This is a genomic window from Streptomyces sp. NPDC032126 (genome assembly GCF_055580085.1).
In genome coordinates this window covers 1,429,243-1,445,976 of the sequence record NZ_JBVIMA010000001.1, presented here as the reverse complement: position 1 = coordinate 1,445,976, position 16,734 = coordinate 1,429,243, and the positions used below count along the sequence as shown (strand labels likewise).

Below are 16,734 nucleotides of genomic sequence, written 5' to 3'. Positions count from 1 at the left end.
ATGCCCGAGGTGATCCTCGACGCCCACGTGCCCGACACGGCCCCGAGTGAGGTCTTCGACCGGCTGCGGGACTTCGCCGCCTACCCCAAGTACACCGACGCGGTCCGGGAGGTGACCGTCACCGCCACCGACACCGACGTCGTGGACTCGCAGTGGTCGGTCAACTTCCGAAACGGCGTGCTGTGCTGGTCCGAGCGCGACCGCATCGACCTCGACCAGCTGACCATCGACTTCGTGCAGACCGACGGCGACTTCGACCGCTTCGAGGGCAGCTGGCGGGTCCAGCCCGGCGAGGACGCGGTCGTGGTGCGCTTCACCGCCGTCTTCGACCTCGGTATGCCGAGCCTCGCGGCGATCATCGACCCGATCGCCTGCGACGCGCTGGTGGAGGCCATCGGGCTGATCCTGCGGGGCCTGCTGGGCGAGGACATCGTCCTCACCACACCCGAGCCGGTCCCGGCCGCGGCCGCCGCGGGGGACGCATGAGCGTCAGCGGCTTCCTCACCCTGCGCTCCGCCGCGCCGCCCGCCGCCGGTGAGGCCGCGCCCGACGCGGTCGACGACCGGGCGTTCAAGGACCTGTTCGCCCAGGTGCCGAGCGGCGTCACGGTCATCACCACCAGCGCACCCGACGGGACGGCTCCCGCGGGGATGACCGCCAGCGCGGTGTGCTCGCTGTCCCTGGACCCGCCGCTGCTGCTGGTGTGCGCGGCCAACCACAGCCGTACGCTCGCCGCGATCCGCTCCCGTGGGGCCTTCGCCGTCAACATCCTGCGCCACGACCAGGCCGGCGTCGCCGAGCGGTTCGCCGACCCCGGCCTGGACCAGGCGGCCCGGTTCGCCGACGGCTCCGCCTGTCATCGCGTCGACGAACTGCCCGTCCTCGACGAGGCGCTGGCCTGGCTGACCTGCCAGGTCGAACGCGCCTACCCCGGAGGGGACCACACCGTCCTGATCGCGGCCGTCCACCGCCTCCACCATCAGGGCGGCGAACCGCTGATCTGGCACGACCGCACATTCCGCACGCTCACCTGACCGATCCGGCCGCGTCCGGCACACCGCATCACTCGGGAGGACCCTGAATGGCCAGGGACATCAGCAACAAGGTCATCGCCATCACCGGCGGCAGCCGCGGCATCGGCCGGGCCACCGCAGAGCTGTTCATCAGCCAGGGCGCCAAGGTCGCCATCGGCGCCCGCAACCTGGACTTCGCCGCCAAGGTCGCCGCCGACATCGGCGCCCGCGCCTACGAGCTGGACGTCACCGATCCGGCGAGCGTCCGGAAGTTCTGGGCGGCCGTCGAGGCGGACCTCGGCGAGATCGACATCTTCGTCAACAACGCCGGCGAGATGATCGTCAGCCGCTTCGAGGACGAGTCCGACGAGGACACCGCCCACCAGGTGGGCGTCAACTTCCTCGGCACCCTCAACGGCATGAAGACGGCGATCGGCCCGATGCGCCGGCGCGGCCGCGGCCACATCATCAACATGGTGTCGGCGGTCGGCATGGTCGGCCTGCCCGGCTGCGCCACCTACTCCGGTGCCAAGCACGCCGTGGTCGGCCTGTCCGAGGGGGTCCGCGCCGAACTGCGGGGCTCCGGCGTCGATCTGTCCATCGTGCTGCCCATCCCCGCGCAGACCGAGCTGACCTCCGGTGTCGGCAAGGGCCGTTTCGTGCCGCTGCTCACGCCGCAGGACATCGCGAAGGCCGTGCTGCGCACCGCCCGCCGTCCCGTCTACAACCGCTACGTGCCCGGCTGGACCAACCCGGTCACCCGCTCCCTGTTCCTGCTGCCGCAGCCCTGGCGGGACGCGATGGGCCGGCTGCTGAAGGCCGACCAGCTGCTGCGCACCACCGACTACCAGGCCCGTATCGCCTACGAGACGCGGGTGAAGACGGCGAACGCGGAGGGGGCCGGACTGTGAACGCCCCCACTCCCGCCCGTAGTTCCTCGCGCTACAAGGGCGTCGTCCGCCGCGGGAACGCGCCCGCGGTGGTCGGCTGGGCCTGGCTGGACAACATGATCCACATCCATCCGGCCGTGACCGCCCTGCTGTTCACTCCGGTCGCCGTGGCCGCCACGGTGCTGGCCGTCGGTGACGCCTCCGGGCTCGCGCTGGCGGGCTGGGCGGGCGCCGGGTATCTGGCGTGGACGCTGTCGGAGTACTGGGGTCACCGGATCGTGCTGCACTACGAGCCCGAGCGCGGCTTCGGCGCCAAGCTGCACTACATCCTGCACGGCATCCATCACGACTATCCGCAGGACGCCCGCCGTTCCATCCTCAGCCCGCTGCTGAGCATCCCCATGGTGGGGCTCACGTTCTACCTCTCCAGCGGTCTGGGCGGGCTGCCGCTCACCTTCGGCGCCGGGTACACGATCGGCTATCTCGCGTACGACCTGTTCCATCTCTACCTGCACCACGGCAAGCCCACGAACCGGCTGCTGCGCACGCTGCGCGAGTACCACATGCGCCATCACTACCGGGACGACACCAGGGGGTTCGGCATCAGCGCCCCGTACTGGGACGAGGTGTTCGGCACCTCGATCGCCCGGCAGCAGCGGACCCGGGAACCCGGTGGTGCTGCCACGGGCTGACCGGCCCGCCCTTCGCGCGTGGGCGCCCGCGGACGAACTCCCGGGCCGGCCCCTGCCCCCGTCGATGCCCGTCGAAGGGGCCGTCCCGGCCGGGCCCGCGGGCGCCCACGCAATCCACGGCAGCCCTGGAAAGAGGCGCATGCCGCCCAGCCGTGAGCCTCACCCGCGCACTCCGAAGGACACGCCATGACCTCGCACACGCTTCCGGCGCCCGCTCCCCTTTCCGCCTCCGCCCCGGTGCCGCCCGGGCCGTACGACCCGGACCTGGACGCCGTCCTCGACGAGGCCGAGGACTTCCTCGCCCAGTACCACGCGGAACACCCCGACCAGCCGCGGTCGTTGAGCGGCCGGCTGGACGAGGTCCGCCGCGAGCTGAAGGACACCGGCACCTATCGGCAGACGACGGCCGAGCTCACCTTCGGCGCCCGCGTGGCGTGGCGCAACAGCAGCCGCTGCATCGGCCGGCTGTACTGGAACAGCCTCCAGGTCCTGGACCAACGCGACGCCACGACCCCCGAAGCCATCCACCGCCATCTGATCGACCATCTGCGGCGGGCCACCAACGGCGGCCGTATCCGCCCGACCCTCTCCGTCTTCGCCCCGAACGCCCCGGGCCGCCCCGGGCCCCGCGTCTGGAACGACCAGCTGATCCGCTACGCCGGTCACCGCGGCGCCGACGGGGCCGTGATCGGCGACGGCGCCTACGTCGAGTTCACCGACGTCGTGCGGCGGATGGGCTGGAACCCGCCCGGTACGGCCTTCGACGTGCTGCCGCTGGTCATCGAGACCCACGACAGCAAACCCCAGCTCTTCGACCTGCCGCCCGAGGACGTCCTGGAGGTCGAGCTCCACCACCCCGACCACGCCTGGTTCGCCGACCTGGGCCTGCGCTGGCACGCCGTCCCGGCCATCTCCAACATGCGGCTGCGCGTCGGCGGCATCGACTACCCCCTCGCCCCGTTCAACGGCTGGTACATGGGCACCGAAATCGGCGCGCGCAACCTCGTCGACGAGGACCGCTACCACCTGCTGCCGCTCATCGCCGAACGTCTCGGCCTCGACACCGGCAACGAGGCGACCCTGTGGCGCGACCGGGCCCTGGTCGAGATCAACATCGCCGTGCTGCACTCCTTCGCGGCCGCGGGCGTGCGCATCAGCGACCACCACACCGAGTCGCGGCACTTCCTCACCCATCTGGACAAGGAGGAGCGCAACGGCCGTATCGTCCCCGCCGACTGGACGTGGATCGTGCCGCCCGTGTCCGGTGGCATCACTCCGGTGTACCACCGCTACTACGACGAGGCCGACCAGCGCCCCAACTTCTATCTCGACGACCACGCCAAGGCCCTCGGCCGCGGCCAGTGCCCCTTCGGCCACGGCTGACGCGGGGAGGGCCGGCCATCAGGGCGCGGGCGGGCGCAGGCCGTCGAGGGCGGTCCGGAGGATCGGTTCGACGTAGTCGGGGTCGCCGTGGATCGCGGCGATGGCGATGACCATGTCGCAGATCTGCTCCAGCGTGAGGTCGTCGCGGACCTCGTGGGCCCGCTGCGCGGCGACGAGGAGCGGGCGGCCGGCGGCCAGCACCCGCCGGCGGTTGTCGCTGAAGACGGGGCTCTCGCTGTCGGTGTGCGTCAGCAGTTCGGCGGCGATGTCGTGCTTGCTGGTGAAGAAGCCGAAGAAGCGGTGCAGCCAGGCCGCGAGCACCGCTCCCGGCGTCTCGCCGCCGACGGTCCGCGCGGCCTCGCAGACGGCGTCCACCTCGTCGGTGTAGAGGGCTTCGAGGAGCTCGCGGCGGCCGGGGAAGTTGCGGTAGAGGGTCGCCATGCCGACCCCGGCGCGGCGCGCGATCTCGGCCATGGAGACGGGTGTGCCGGGTTCGTCGAAGGCGGCGCGGGCGACCGCGAGGATCTTGTCGCGATTGCGCTCGGCGTCGGCGCGCCGGGAGGGTGCGGGCGGCTGGTCCGTGGTCATGACTTCCTAAGTGGACAGGCTATCCGTTACGGTGAAGTGGACAGGCTCTCCACTTCTTCGGGGAGCCCGATTCTACCCATGCCCGCGACCGCTGCGCGGCCTGTGAGAAGGAAGCTCCATGGACTACCGCCCCCTGGGACGCACCGGCGTCTCGGTCAGCCACCTGACCCTCGGCGCGATGATGTTCGGCGCCTTCGGCAACACCGATCACGACGACTCGATCAAGATCGTCCGGACCGCCCTCGACGCCGGGATCAACGTCGTCGACACCGCCGACTTCTACTCCGGCGGGGAGTCGGAGGAGATCGTGGGCAAGGCCCTCGCCGGCGGGCGACGCGAGCACGTGGTGCTGGCCACCAAGGGCGGCCTGCCCTTCGGCACCGACCCCAACCAGCGCGGGGGCTCCCGGCGGTGGATCACCCAGGCGGTCGAGGGCTCACTGCGCCGGCTCGGGACCGACTGGATCGACCTCTACCAGATCCACCGCCTCGACCCGGCCGTCGACATCGACGAGACCCTGGGCGTCCTGTCCGACCTGGTGCGCGCCGGGAAGATCCGTATGTTCGGCGCGTCGACGGTCCCCGCCTCGGAGATCGTCGAGGGGCAGTGGACCGCCGAGCGCCGGGGCCGTGAGCGCTTCCGCACCGAGCAGCCGCCGTACAACCTGCTGACCCGCGCCGTGGAGTACGACGTGCTGCCGACCTGCCGCCGGTACGGCATGGGCGTGCTCGTCTACAGCCCCCTGGCGGGCGGCTGGCTGACGGGCCGCTACCGCAAGGGACAGGCGGCGACCGGCCCCGGTTCGGCGGTCCGGCAGAGCCGTTTCGCCGCCCACTACGACGCCGCCTCCCCGGCGAACGCGGCGAAGCTCGACGCCGCCGACGCCCTCGCGGCGCTCGCCGACGAGGCCGGCCTGACGCTGATCCAGCTGGCCCTCGCGTTCGCCACCCGCCACCCGGCGGTCACCTCGGCGATCGTCGGCCCGCGCACGATGGACCACCTCGACTCGTACCTCACGGCCGACGGCATCGACCTCTCCGACGACCTGCTCGACCGCGTGGACGAGATCGTCCCGCCCGGTCACACGATCAACATCACCGACAACATGTGGCACACCGGCACCACGGCGTTGGACGCCGTGTCCCGCCGCCGGTAAGGACGCTCCGGCCGATCAGCGACGGGACGCGGCGGCGGCCGCATCCCGGCTCTGCTTCTGCCAGAACAGCACCAGGAAGAGGGCGAGCAGCAGCCCGTCGGTCAGGGTGTCGCCCTCGCCGTGCAACCGTGCCCGGATGGGCCGGCTGCCGTGCCGGTCGTAGAGGATCTCCAGCGGTCCGACCCCGCGCACCCGGCTCCCGTGCCGGTCGTAGGTCAGCTCATAGGGGCCGAGCCGCAGCATGCGCGCACCGAATCTGCTGTGTTCGCAGGTCCAGGGCCCGACCGAGACCGGTGTGGCGCTCCATCGCCGATAGGTGATCGGGGCACCGCCGACCGCGCGCAGCCGCGTACCGCCGAGTGAGTCGTAGTCGAGCGACCACGCACCGAGCGTCTGCGGCAGCCCGGTCCAGCGGCGATACGTGATCCTCGCGTCACCGATCGCGCACAGCCGGCTCCCCCACTTCTCGTACGTCAGCTCGATGTCCATGCCTCGGCTCATCCCGTCCGCGCACCCGGGGCTCTTCCAGGCTAGGAGGCGTGCGGGGCCCGCGCATCCGTGCGGCGGGGCGCCTCTCGCGCGTGGCCCCGACCTGCCTACCGTAGAAGGAGATCAGCACCTGCCCGGGAGTGCGCATGGCCGGTAGACGTCGGAAGTCACCCCCCGACACGCTCGGGGCGATCCAGCCGCCCGGCGACGTCGAGCTGGTCGTCGGCGTCGTGTCGGTGACGGTGCTCGTGGAGGTGCTGGGTGTGCTGTCCGGGTCCGAGGTGTGGCTCCTCGGGCTGCTGGTCTTCCTGCCGGGGACGGCCTCCGCGTTGTGCACGGTCCGGCAGACGGCGTTCGTCGCCGTCTGGACCACCCTTTTCGTCGGCGTCACCGTGCTGGTGCGGGCCGGCGACAGGGGGGACTGGCTCGACCGTTCCCTGCTGGTCCTGCTCACCCTCGCCCTCGGCGCGGCCTCCGTCTACGCCTGCCACCGGCGCGTGAAGGGCGAGCGCGAGATGCTGCGGCTGCGCTCCACCGCGGCGGCCATGCAGCGGCACATCCTCCACCCTCTCCCCCTCGTCACCGACGACGTGCTGGTCAACGGCGTCTACGAACCGGTGCACGAGGACCGGCTCGTGGGCGGCGACATCTACGACGTCGTCGCCTCGCCCTGGGGGACGCGCGTGCTGATCGGCGACGTGCAGGGCAAGGGGCTGGCCGCGGTGGGCGCCGCGTTCGCCGTCATCGGCGCCTTCCGGGAGGCCGCCCACCGCGAGCCCACCCTCACCGCCCTCGTCGACGCCCTGGACGCCGCCGTCGTACGCCACAACGCCTACGCCGAACAGTCCGGCGAGGACGATCGGTTCGTCACCGCGCTCATCGTCGGGGTCGACGCGGGCGAGGAGGCGCAGATCGTCAACTGCGGGCACGTCCCGCCCCGGTTGATGGACGACGAGACCGTCGGCACACCGCCCCTGGAGTCGGGCGTCCCGCTGGGGCTCGGTGAGCTGGCCGCCGAGCCCACGACGGTGAACTGGTGCGACTTCCCCGCCGGTTCGACCCTGCTGCTCACCACCGACGGCCTCACCGACACCCGGGCCGCCGACGGCACGTTCTACCCGCTGGACGAACGGCTGACGAAGCACCTCGGCCTCTCCCCCACCGAACTGCCCCGGGCGCTGCACCAGGACGTCCGGGCGTTCGCGCGGGAGGGCCGCCACCAGGACGACATCGCCGTGCTGACCGTGCGCCGGTCGCCGCGCCTGTGAGCACCAGCGGCCCGGGTCAGCCTCGGGTGGTCCGCACGACGTCGGCGAGGGGGGTGGCGGGGTGGCCGGTGAGGCGGGGCACGGCGTCGCTGACGCCGTCGAGTTCGCCCGCGGCGATGGCGGTGTAGGTGGACACCCAGGCGTCCAGCTGCCACTGCGGGGCGTCGTAGGAGGCGCGGGAGGCGTACGCCTCGTCGATCGTCTGCTGCTGGTAGGTGACGGTACGTCCGAGCTGCTCGGAGACGATCGCGGCGGCCTCGTCCAGGGTGAGGGACTCCGGTCCGGTCAGGTCGTAGGTGGCGCCGGCGTGGTCGCCGGGCCGGGTCAGGACCGCGACGGCGGCGTCGGCGATGTCCTCCTGGCCGACGAACGCGGCGCGCCCCTGGCCGCCCGGGCCGCGGATGACACCGTCCTCACCGGCGAGCAGGGGCACGAACTCGGCGTACATGTTGTCCCGGAGGAACGTGTACGCCAGGCCGCTCGCGCGGATGTGCTCCTCGGTGTGGAAGTGGTCGCGCGCCAGGGTGAACGTGGCGTCGGGGGCCGCGCCGAAGAAGGAGATGTACACCAGGTGGCGCACCCCGGCGGCCGCGGCGGCGTCCACGCACGCCCTGTGCCGGGCGAGCCGGTCGGCGCTCTCGGAGGCGGACACCATGAGGACCGTGTGCGCGCCGGCGAGGGCCCGCTCCATGGCGGCGCCGTCGCCGTACTCGCCCCGCACGGCGGTCGCCCCGGGCAGGTCGGGGGCGCGTTCGGGACGGCGGGCGATCAGCCGCTGGGGGATGCCCCGGTCCGCCAGGCGGCGGGCGATGTGCCCGCCGAGACGGCCGGTCGAGCCGGTGACGGCGATCGGGGGGACGGATACCTCGGACATCGTGGGCGTCGCTTTCTGTGGTCGGGGCCGGCCGGCCCGGCTCAGGCCGGGCGAGGCGAGTCCCTGCCACGGGACGTGCTCCACCGGCGGCCGGTCCCCACCGTACGAGGTGAACCGCCCGGGGGCCCGATACGCTCCCGACCGCCGATGGCCGGAATCGGACAGGTTTCCCCGGGCGGGCGCCAGGAGTCCGGACCGCGGTGTTCTAGGTCGTGGCCACCAGCAGTTCCTCCGCGCTGGACGGGCGCAGGCCGTCCGAGCGGTCGGCGAAGTAGCGCTGGGCGAGGCTCGCGGCCGAGACGTGCCGGGTCGTGCGGAAGCCGGCCTCCTGGGCCAGCTCCAGCATCTCGGGCGGGGAGAAGTAGCTGATGAAGGGCGTGCCGGCCGCCCGGGCGGCGGTCTCCGTCGCCTCGAACACCGGGCGCTCCTCCGGTGCGACCCAGTCCAGCGGCACCATGAACGTCATGGCCAGCGTGGAGCCGGGCGCGAGCCGCGCGACCTGGCGGAGCGTGGCCGCGACGGTCTCCTTGGTGAGGTACATGGTGACGCCGGTGGAGGACACCACGGCCGGCCGGTCCGGATCGAAGCCGGCCCCCACCAGCCGCTCCCACCAGGACCTGCCCGCCTCGAAGTCGACCGGTACGAGCCGGAGCCAGTCGGGGACGCCGAAGCCGAGCTCGATCAGTCGCCGCCGCTTCCAGGTCTGCGGACCGGGCTGGTCGACCTCGAACACCCGCAGGCCGGAGGCGATCTCGGGGCGGCGCTGGGCGAAGGTGTCCAGCCCGGCCCCCAGCGCCACGTACTGGGCGACCCCGACCCGGGCCTGCTCCTCGACGAGATCCTCGATGAAGCGGGCGCGGCCCACCATGGATGCCCGCCAGTGGCTCGTCGTCCGCTCGTCCATGTCCGGTCGGCGGCTCCAGCCGTCGTCGAGCGCCGCCAGTTGCAAGCCGACCTCGTCCTCCAGCACATGCGGCGGTGGATCGACCCGGACGTGCATGGCCCGCCACAGGGCGACCCGCAGGGCGGTGTCGTCCACCGCTGCAGCTCGCTCGTCAGGCATGGTGTGTCCCCTCTCGTTGCACGGCTCTCCCCGGCGCGTCACACGCCGAGGAAGGACAATCGCGACAGTTCTCGGTTATCGCCCTTTCGATCATGACCTCGAGGCCCCCGGGCGAAACGCGGCACGCGGGGACACTCAGCGGATCCCAAGAAAAGGACTGTCACCCCGTTCGAAGTTCCCAGAAGTCGCACCGCCACGATCAAAATCACTCCCGGCGGCGACACTTGAGGCGAAGACCGGGCATCTTCGGCCACTCCTTGCCCCCTCCGACACCCCTTCACTACGGTCCGTGACGGGCCGGTCGCCAGCGGCCCGCCCTACGACGCAGGGGAGGCCACTCCGTGACCGAGCGCTCCCGTCCCACCGCTCCGAGCGTTCCCGTGGAGCGGCTGCGGCCGGGCGACCACTCGTGCATGAACTTCACCGACGTGGAGGCCCGTTGGCAGGTGCTCACCGCGTACACCCGCTCCGGGCTGGCCCGCGGCGAGAAGGTGCTGCTGGTGCTCGACACCGACGACCTCGACGACGAGACGGCCACCGCGCGCCTCGACGGCGGCGAGGGCCATGCGCGGGCCGCGCGGGCGAGCGGTCAACTGGAGCTGCGCCGCAACGCGGCCGTCTACGTCCCCGACGGCCGCTTCTCGGGGGAACGGCAGTTCAACGCGTACGACACGGAGGTCAGACGGGCCCGCGGCGAGGGCTACCGGGGGCTGCGGGTCGGGGCCGACATGGCCTGGGCGGCACGGGCGGACGTGCACGAGGAACAGCTGCTCGACTACGAGACGTTCGTGGAGCCGCTCTTCGCCGACCGGCTGCTCACGGCGATCTGCTGGTACAACCGGGACCTGTTCACCGACCATCTGGTGACCGCGCTGCGCAGGATCCATCCGCTCCAGGTGCTGGAGCGGCTCGACGCGCTCGACGTCACCCCCGTCCCGGGCGGCGCGCGCATCACGGGGTCGGCGGAGCTCGGCACCCGCGAGGACTTCTCCGCCGCGCTGCGCGACATGCTGCGCGGCCGGTCCGGCCGGTCCGCGTACCGCTTCGAACTCGATCTGACCGACCTGGGCTACATGGAGGCCCACTGCGCCTGGGAGTTGATCCGCTTCGCCGGGACGCTGCCGGAGACGGGCAGGCTCGTCGTGCGGTGCGGTCCGATCCTGGAGACCGTGCTGCGGGGGCTCGGCTCCGACGACGTAGGGCAGTTGGAGCTGCGCACCGAGGGCGAGGGGTACGACATGGCGGCGACGCGCGCGACGGGGCGCGGGCGATGAGCGGGAGCCCGCCGGGGAACCATCTGCTGCACCGCGAGTTCACCCGCGCCGATCTGCCGCTGCTGCGGCTCACCCTCACCGAGACGCTGGAGCGGGCCGGGCTGCCCACGGCGGCGCGCGACCGGTTCGTCCAGGCCGTGCTGGAGATCGTGACCAACGCCGTCCTGCACGGTGGGGGCCGTGGCACGCTGGCCGTGCTCGACGAGGACGGCACGGTCCGATGCGTGGTGAGCGACTCCGGTCCCGGCTTCTTCGCCGCGCTGCGCGGTCCCGCGCGCGACCGGGAGGCGGCGGCGGGCGGGCACGGACTGCTGCTCGCCCGGACCCTCGCCGACCATCTCGACGTGCTCCCGGGCCCCGGCAACCGGGGCACCACCGTGATGCTCGACGTGCCGCGGACGAGCGCTACGCTCCGGGCCGTCCACTGACCCAGGCGGCCACCTGGCTGCGCCGGGAGCAGCCCAGCTTGGCCAGGATGCGCTCCACATGCCCCTCGGCCGTGCGCCGCGAGATCACCAGGGCCTCGGCGATCTGCCGGTTGGTCATCCCCTGGGCGATCAGTTCGGCGACCTGGAGTTCCCGCGCGGTCAGCCCCACCGGCGGCGGCACGGCGGCCCGGTCCGGGCCGGCGGGCGCGGGAGCGGATCCCTCCCCGGGGCCGGCGGCGAGGCCGTCACGGGCGGGCAGGCCGGGCCGTTCGCGCAGGGCATGGTCGACGGCTTCCCGGGCGGTGAGCGCGTACCCGAGCCCGTGGGCCTCCTCGTAGCCGCGGTCGCCCAGGGCCCGGCGCGCCTGCCGCTCGCTGACCGGGACGCGTCCGGTCCGGCGCCGACCGCTGAGCGGGTCGTGGCCGATGTCGTACCAGATCCGGTCGGCGGCGCCCCGCAGCACGGCGGCCTGCTCCGGCTCGCCCCGGGCCGCCATGATCGCGGCGAGCACCTCCAGGGTGCGGCCGATCGCGTGCGGTTCGCGGGCCACGTACTCCAGGCGCAGGCACTGCCGCGCGCTCTCCAGGGCACCGTCCTGGTCGCCCAGCGCCCACCGGGCGGTCGCGAGGGTGCGCAGGGCGTAGGAGCGGATCCAGGACTCGCCGTGCGCCTCGCACACGTCGAGGGCCTCGACGCACAGCGGCACGGCGCTCTCGGGACGGCCGTGGAGGACGAGCGTGCAGGCGACCTCCACCCGGTTCAGGAGGTGGAAGGTCAGCAGCCGCTCCCCCGGCTCGCGCCGGGTGGCGAGGACCTCGGCCAGCGGTCTGAGCGGCGGGATCTCGTCCGGCCGCAACGTCGCGGCGGCGGGGACGCCGTCGAGGAGGACGGCGTTGCCGCGGCTGCGGATCACGGGGATCGCGGCGGCCACCCAGTTCGCCCTGGCCAGCGCCTCCGAGGGGCGGGCGCCCTCCCGTTCGACCAGGCGCTGCCACCAGTGCCGCATCTCCGCCCAGGCGCCGCGGGCGACCCAGTAGAACCACAGGTCGCCCACGAGACGCAGGCCGCGGCGCGCCTCGCCCGGCACGGTCAGGCAGAAGTCGAGGGCCGCGCGCAGGTTGTCGTGCTCGGCGCGCAGCCGGGCGACGATGGCGGGCTGGTCCGGGCCGAACCACCGCTCCTCGTACGCCTCGGCGAGGTCCTGGAAGTGGTCGCAGAGCCGACGCCGGGCCGCGGTGGTCTCCCCCAGGGTCGCCAGGCGCTGCTCGCCGTACTGGCGCAGTGTCTCCAGCATCCGGTACCGGGCGACGCCGTCCCGGTCGTCGCGGACCAGGACGGACTTGTCCACGAGCCCGCCCACGGCGTCCAGGACCCACTCCCGGTCCTCGGCCGGGTCCGCGCAGACCGCCTCGGCGGCGCGCAGGTCGAAGCTGCCGGGGAACACCGACAGACGGGCCCAGGCCAGCCGCTCCCGCGAGGTGCACAGCGCGTGGCTCCAGTCCACGGCGGCGCGCAGGGTGCGGTGGCGCGGGGGTGCGGCGGGGCTGCCGGTGGTGAGCAGCCGGTAGCTGTCGTCCAGCCGCTCGTCGAGCTGCCGGGCGTCGAGCACCCGCATCCGGGCGGCCGCCAGTTCGATCGCGAGCGGCAGGCCGTCCAGCCGGCGGCACAGCCGGGCGACGGCCGCCCTGTTGTCGTCGGTGATCTCGAAGCCGGGGGCCACGGAGGCGGCCCGGTCGGCGAACAGCTGGAGCGCCGGGAACTGGGCCAGGGTCGTCCCGGACAGCCGCGCGCGGGGCGAGGGCACCCGGAGCGGGGGCACGGGCAGCACCTGTTCCTCGGTGAGGCCGAGCCGGTGGCGGCTGGTGGCGAGCACCCGTACACCCTCGGCCGCGGCGAGCAGGCTGCCGACGAGGGTGGCGCACAGGTCCGGCAGATGCTCGCAGTTGTCGAGGAGCAGCAGGAGCCGTCTGCTGCGCAGATGCGCGATCAGCGCCTCCTGGGGGGAACCGCCCGTCTCGTCGCGGATGCCGAGCGCGTCGGCGACGGCCTGGGCGACGAGGCGGGCGTCCCGCACCGCGGCCAGCGGGGCCAGCCACACGCCGTCGGGGAAGGCCCGGGTCACCTGGCGGGCCAGCTGGCCGGCGAGGCGGGTCTTGCCGACCCCGCCCGGGCCCGTGAGCGTCACCAGGCGGGAGCCGGACAGCAGCCGCTTCGCCTCGGCCAGCTCCTGCCGCCGGCCCACGAAACTGGTGGCCTCGGCCGGCAGACCGACAGGAGTCCGTGCCCCGGCTCCGCCCACGATTCGGCCACGCCCCCGGTGAGTTGTGCAGAAACGAGATGGCACGAGTCACCGCGCGCCACGGCGACCCGAGCCAGGCTCAAAAGGCTAGTCCTTCGGGCTCACCCCGTGGCGCGCTCGTCGAAGTACACCCGTTCGGGTGACGAACCTACGACGCGTCGGACGGGCTCCGGCGCGGCTCCCCGGAGCCCGTCGCGAGCAGTCCGTTGACCACGAGGGTGGCCAGGGCCTCGGCGGTGGCCGCGAGCTGGTGCGGCGAGGCGTGCTCGGCCCGGCCCAGGCGGCGCGCCAGCGGCAGGTCGAGCATGCCCGAGACGGGCGGGATCACGGCGAAGAACAGTACGTCCAGCGGGACGGGCGCCATGCGTCCGGCGGCGACGAGCCGCTCGACGCTGGGCGTCATGAGCCGCAGCGTCGGGGTGAGGTAGTGCTCGTAGAGGTAGTCCAGCCGCTCGGTGTCCCGGCAGAACTCGCCGACGAAGACCTGCCCGACGAGCGGAGTGTCGGCCGCAGTCCGGTAGAAGCCGGCGAGGAACAGGCGCAGTTGCTCGGCGTCGTCGAGCGAGGGGTCCACCTGCGGCAGCCGTGCCATCTGCGCACTGAGGGCGTAGTCCACAGCCGCGCGCCAGAAGGCCGCCTTGGACCCGTACCGGTCGTTGATGAAGTTGTGGCTGACGCCCAGCCGGCGGGCGAGTTCACGCGCCGAGGCGCGGTCGTACCCGAGTTCCGCGAAGGCCTCCAGACCGCGCCACAGGATGCTCTCCTCCTCGGGGACGGCGGGCGTGTCCGCGCCGGGGCGCCCCGGGCGGCGGGCGGATTCGGCTCGTGCTCCCACGTGTGCCTCCCTGACTGCTGGCCGGTCCGTCCCGCGATCATCCCAGGGTCCAGGAACCAGCTTACTTGACACCTGTCAGGTTATGGCTAATCTGACAGGTGTCAGATGAACCTCGGTGTGCTTCGGAGAACGGCCTGACCGGCTGTTTCCCCCTTCGGGCCGAACCGAGCGGGTCACGACCATCTCTGGAGCATCCGTCATGCCACACGCCCCCACCGGCGCGCCGGACACGGCCGCCGTCTCCCACCTCCCGTCCGGCGACGCGCCGCCGCGCCACCGCTGGTGGATCCTCGCCGTCATCGGCATCGCCCAGCTGATGGTGGTGCTCGACGGCACGATCGTGAACATCGCCCTCCCCTCGGCCCAGCGCGACCTGGGCTTCTCCGACGGGGACCGGCAGTGGATCGTGACCGCCTACGCCCTCGCCTTCGGCAGCCTGCTGCTGCTCGGAGGCCGTCTGGCCGACCTGTTCGGCCGCAAGATCACGTTCCTGGTCGGCCTGGTCGGCTTCGCCGGAGCCTCCGCGCTCGGCGGCGCCGCCGGGAGCTTCGAGGTGCTCGTCACCGCCCGCGCCGTCCAGGGCCTGTTCGGCGCCCTGCTCGCGCCGGCCGCCCTGTCGCTGCTCACCACGACGTTCACCGACGCCCGGGAACGCGCCAAGGCCTTCGGCGTGTACGGCGCCATCGCCGGCGCCGGCGGTGCCATCGGCCTGCTCCTCGGCGGGGTGCTGACGGAGCACCTCGACTGGCGCTGGACCCTCTACGTCAACCTGTTCTTCGCCGCCGTCGCCTTCGCCGGAGGCGCCTTGCTGCTGCGCCGCACCGCCCGCGACAGGTCCGCCGCCCTCGACATACCCGGCGCCGCCCTGGTCTCCGCCGGACTGTTCTGCCTCGTCTACGGCTTCTCCAACGCCGAGAGTCACGACTGGGGTTCACCGGCCACCTGGGGCTTCCTGGTCGCCGCCGTCGTCCTGCTCGCCGCGTTCGCCGTCCGGCAGACCCGCGCCACGCACCCGCTGCTGCCCCTGCGCGTCCTGCTCGACCGCAACCGCGGCGCGTCCTTCCTCTCCGTACTGCTCCTGGGCGCCGGCATGTTCGGTGTCTTCCTCTTCCTCACCTACTACCTTCAGCAGAGCCTGGGCTACACGCCCGTCAAGACCGGGTTGGCCTTCCTGCCGATGGTCGGCGGGCTCATGCTGGCCTCCACGCTCGCCTCGACCGCGCTCCTGCCCCGGGTCGGTCCCAAGCCGGTGGTACCGCTGGGCATGGGGACCGCCGCGGCCGCCATGGTCTGGCTGACCGGCCTCGACCTGAACAGCTCGTACACCAGGGACATCCTGCCGCCGCTGGTCGTCGCGGGGCTCGGCCTCGGCCTGGTGATGGCTACGGCCATGAGCCTGGCCACGGCGGGCGTGCGGCCCGAGGACTCGGGTGCCGCCTCCGCCACCGTCAACGCGATGCAGCAGATCGGCGGCTCCCTCGGCACGGCCCTGCTCAACACCCTCTCCACCAGCGCCGCCGCCGACTACCTGGCCGGCCGGAACCCCAGGGACCCCGCCGTCCTCGCCCGGGCCGGCCTGGAGGCCTACTCCACCGCCTACTGGTGGTCCGCCGTCTTCTTCGTCGCCGGCCTGGCCGCCAGCTTCCTCCTCTACCGGCGCGGGGTGCCCGAGCAGGACGCCGACGCCGCACCGGTGGTGCACATGTGACGTCACATCAGGGTTCGACGTGACCCCGATGACCCGCTCCCGGCCGGCCACGCGCCAGGGGCGGGCATATCGCTCGCCCCGGGGACCGGGCGCTGTTAGCTTGCGGGCGTGGACCTCTTCTCGCGCTCATGGGCGGCGCTGCGCGCTGCGGTCGCCGCGCTCTCCGACGAGGACTTCGCTCGGCCGTCGGGCTGCGCCGGCTGGCTCGTACGGGACCTGGTGTGCCACCTGGTCATCGACGCGCAGGACGTCCTGATCACCCTCGTCACCCCGGCCGACGCGGAACCGACCCGGGACGCGGTGACGTACTGGGAGATCGTCGAACCCCCGACCGGCGACGATCCGCTGGACGCGCTGATCGTCCGGCTCGCCGCCGCGTACGAGGAGCCGTGGCTGCTCCGGTTCCATCTGGACGACGTGGGTTCCGCCGCCGGCCGGGCCGCCGGGCTCGCCGATCCCGCGCTCCGCGTGAGCACCCGCGACATGGTGCTCACGGCGGGCGACTACCTCTCCGCGTACGTCCTGGAATGGACGCTGCACCACCTCGATCTGATCGCCCATCTCCCCCACGTCGCGGGGCCGCCCGCCGAGGGGCTGGCCCACGCGCGCGATCTGCTGGAGAGGATCGCCGGTACGGCGCTGCCCGCGTCGTTCTCCGACGCGGACACGCTGCTGATCGGCACCGGGCGGCGTGCGCCGACCGATGCCGAGAAGGCCGAACTGGGCGAGCGGGCACAGAGGTTCCCGCTCGCCCTCGGCTGATGTGCCGTCCGG

At 72.9% G+C, this 16,734-nt stretch carries 17 protein-coding genes; 11 read left to right on the top strand and 6 right to left on the bottom strand.

Translation table 11 applies throughout. The annotated features are described in order from the left end of the window. From ACZ5NW_RS06170 to ACZ5NW_RS06150, 5 genes are all read left to right on the top strand, one after another. Window positions 1-486 (top strand): type II toxin-antitoxin system RatA family toxin, encoded by a 486-nt coding sequence (locus ACZ5NW_RS06170; protein ID WP_468742522.1) that lies wholly within the window; start codon window positions 1-3, stop codon window positions 484-486. After that, window positions 483-1,034 carry a flavin reductase family protein gene (locus ACZ5NW_RS06165; RefSeq protein WP_468742521.1) on the top strand — a complete coding sequence of 184 codons (552 nt, stop codon included), beginning with the start codon at window positions 483-485 and terminating at the stop codon, window positions 1,032-1,034. Before ACZ5NW_RS06170 ends, ACZ5NW_RS06165 begins: the two co-directional genes overlap by 4 nt. Before the next feature lie 47 nt (window positions 1,035-1,081). Continuing rightward, window positions 1,082-1,924 (top strand): SDR family oxidoreductase, encoded by an 843-nt coding sequence (locus ACZ5NW_RS06160; RefSeq protein WP_468742520.1) that lies wholly within the window; start codon window positions 1,082-1,084, stop codon window positions 1,922-1,924. Continuing rightward, a complete protein-coding gene (locus ACZ5NW_RS06155) occupies window positions 1,921-2,595 on the top strand; it encodes a sterol desaturase family protein (protein ID WP_468742519.1) in 675 nt (224 codons plus the stop codon). The genes ACZ5NW_RS06160 and ACZ5NW_RS06155 overlap by 4 nt, the downstream gene beginning before the upstream one ends. Before the next feature lie 186 nt (window positions 2,596-2,781). After that, window positions 2,782-3,978 carry a nitric oxide synthase oxygenase gene (locus ACZ5NW_RS06150; RefSeq protein ID WP_468742518.1) on the top strand — a complete coding sequence of 399 codons (1,197 nt, stop codon included), beginning with the start codon at window positions 2,782-2,784 and terminating at the stop codon, window positions 3,976-3,978. 18 nt (window positions 3,979-3,996) lie between these two features. Here ACZ5NW_RS06150 and ACZ5NW_RS06145 read toward each other — a convergent pair whose 3' ends face one another. Beyond that, the gene (locus ACZ5NW_RS06145; RefSeq protein WP_468742517.1) at window positions 3,997-4,566 is read right to left on the bottom strand and encodes a TetR/AcrR family transcriptional regulator; all 570 of its coding nucleotides are present in this window, start codon (window positions 4,564-4,566) and stop codon (window positions 3,997-3,999) included. Between the two features lie 118 nt (window positions 4,567-4,684). Here ACZ5NW_RS06145 and ACZ5NW_RS06140 point away from each other — a divergent pair, with 118 nt between their 5' ends. Beyond that, complete coding sequence (locus ACZ5NW_RS06140) at window positions 4,685-5,722, top strand: aldo/keto reductase (RefSeq protein ID WP_468742516.1); 1,038 nt, start codon at window positions 4,685-4,687, stop codon at window positions 5,720-5,722. Window positions 5,723-5,737: 15 nt separating this feature from the next. Here ACZ5NW_RS06140 and ACZ5NW_RS06135 read toward each other — a convergent pair whose 3' ends face one another. Beyond that, complete coding sequence (locus ACZ5NW_RS06135) at window positions 5,738-6,211, bottom strand: hypothetical protein (protein ID WP_468742515.1); 474 nt, start codon at window positions 6,209-6,211, stop codon at window positions 5,738-5,740. Window positions 6,212-6,357: 146 nt separating this feature from the next. Here ACZ5NW_RS06135 and ACZ5NW_RS06130 point away from each other — a divergent pair, with 146 nt between their 5' ends. After that, window positions 6,358-7,479, top strand: coding sequence for a PP2C family protein-serine/threonine phosphatase (locus tag ACZ5NW_RS06130; protein ID WP_468742514.1), 1,122 nt, complete (start codon window positions 6,358-6,360; stop codon window positions 7,477-7,479). 16 nt (window positions 7,480-7,495) lie between these two features. On the opposite strand, the gene ACZ5NW_RS06125 is transcribed toward ACZ5NW_RS06130, so the two are convergent. Both ACZ5NW_RS06125 and ACZ5NW_RS06120 read right to left on the bottom strand, forming a co-directional pair. Beyond that, window positions 7,496-8,353, bottom strand: a complete 858-nt coding sequence (locus ACZ5NW_RS06125; protein WP_468742513.1) for an SDR family oxidoreductase — start codon at window positions 8,351-8,353, stop codon at window positions 7,496-7,498. 205 nt (window positions 8,354-8,558) lie between these two features. Continuing rightward, window positions 8,559-9,416, bottom strand: coding sequence for a class I SAM-dependent methyltransferase (locus ACZ5NW_RS06120; RefSeq protein ID WP_468742512.1), 858 nt, complete (start codon window positions 9,414-9,416; stop codon window positions 8,559-8,561). A gap of 341 nt (window positions 9,417-9,757) precedes the next feature. On the opposite strand from ACZ5NW_RS06120, the gene ACZ5NW_RS06115 reads away from it, so the two are divergent. Both ACZ5NW_RS06115 and ACZ5NW_RS06110 read left to right on the top strand, forming a co-directional pair. Then, window positions 9,758-10,690, top strand: a complete 933-nt coding sequence (locus ACZ5NW_RS06115) for an MEDS domain-containing protein (RefSeq protein ID WP_468742511.1) — start codon at window positions 9,758-9,760, stop codon at window positions 10,688-10,690. Continuing rightward, entirely contained in the window at window positions 10,687-11,118 is a 432-nt protein-coding gene (locus tag ACZ5NW_RS06110) for an ATP-binding protein (RefSeq protein ID WP_468742510.1), read from the top strand. The genes ACZ5NW_RS06115 and ACZ5NW_RS06110 overlap by 4 nt, the downstream gene beginning before the upstream one ends. On the opposite strand, the gene ACZ5NW_RS06105 is transcribed toward ACZ5NW_RS06110, so the two are convergent. Together ACZ5NW_RS06105 and ACZ5NW_RS06100 are read right to left on the bottom strand one after the other, a co-directional pair. Then, window positions 11,096-13,360, bottom strand: coding sequence for an ATP-binding protein (locus tag ACZ5NW_RS06105; protein WP_468742509.1), 2,265 nt, complete (start codon window positions 13,358-13,360; stop codon window positions 11,096-11,098). The genes ACZ5NW_RS06110 and ACZ5NW_RS06105 overlap by 23 nt on opposite strands. Before the next feature lie 205 nt (window positions 13,361-13,565). Further along, window positions 13,566-14,252, bottom strand: coding sequence for a TetR/AcrR family transcriptional regulator (locus ACZ5NW_RS06100; protein WP_468742508.1), 687 nt, complete (start codon window positions 14,250-14,252; stop codon window positions 13,566-13,568). Between the two features lie 199 nt (window positions 14,253-14,451). Here ACZ5NW_RS06100 and ACZ5NW_RS06095 point away from each other — a divergent pair, with 199 nt between their 5' ends. Then, a complete protein-coding gene (locus tag ACZ5NW_RS06095) occupies window positions 14,452-15,960 on the top strand; it encodes an MFS transporter (RefSeq protein WP_468742507.1) in 1,509 nt (502 codons plus the stop codon). A gap of 108 nt (window positions 15,961-16,068) precedes the next feature. Beyond that, window positions 16,069-16,722, top strand: coding sequence for a maleylpyruvate isomerase N-terminal domain-containing protein (locus ACZ5NW_RS06090; RefSeq protein WP_468742506.1), 654 nt, complete (start codon window positions 16,069-16,071; stop codon window positions 16,720-16,722). Window positions 16,723-16,734 lie beyond the last annotated feature (12 nt).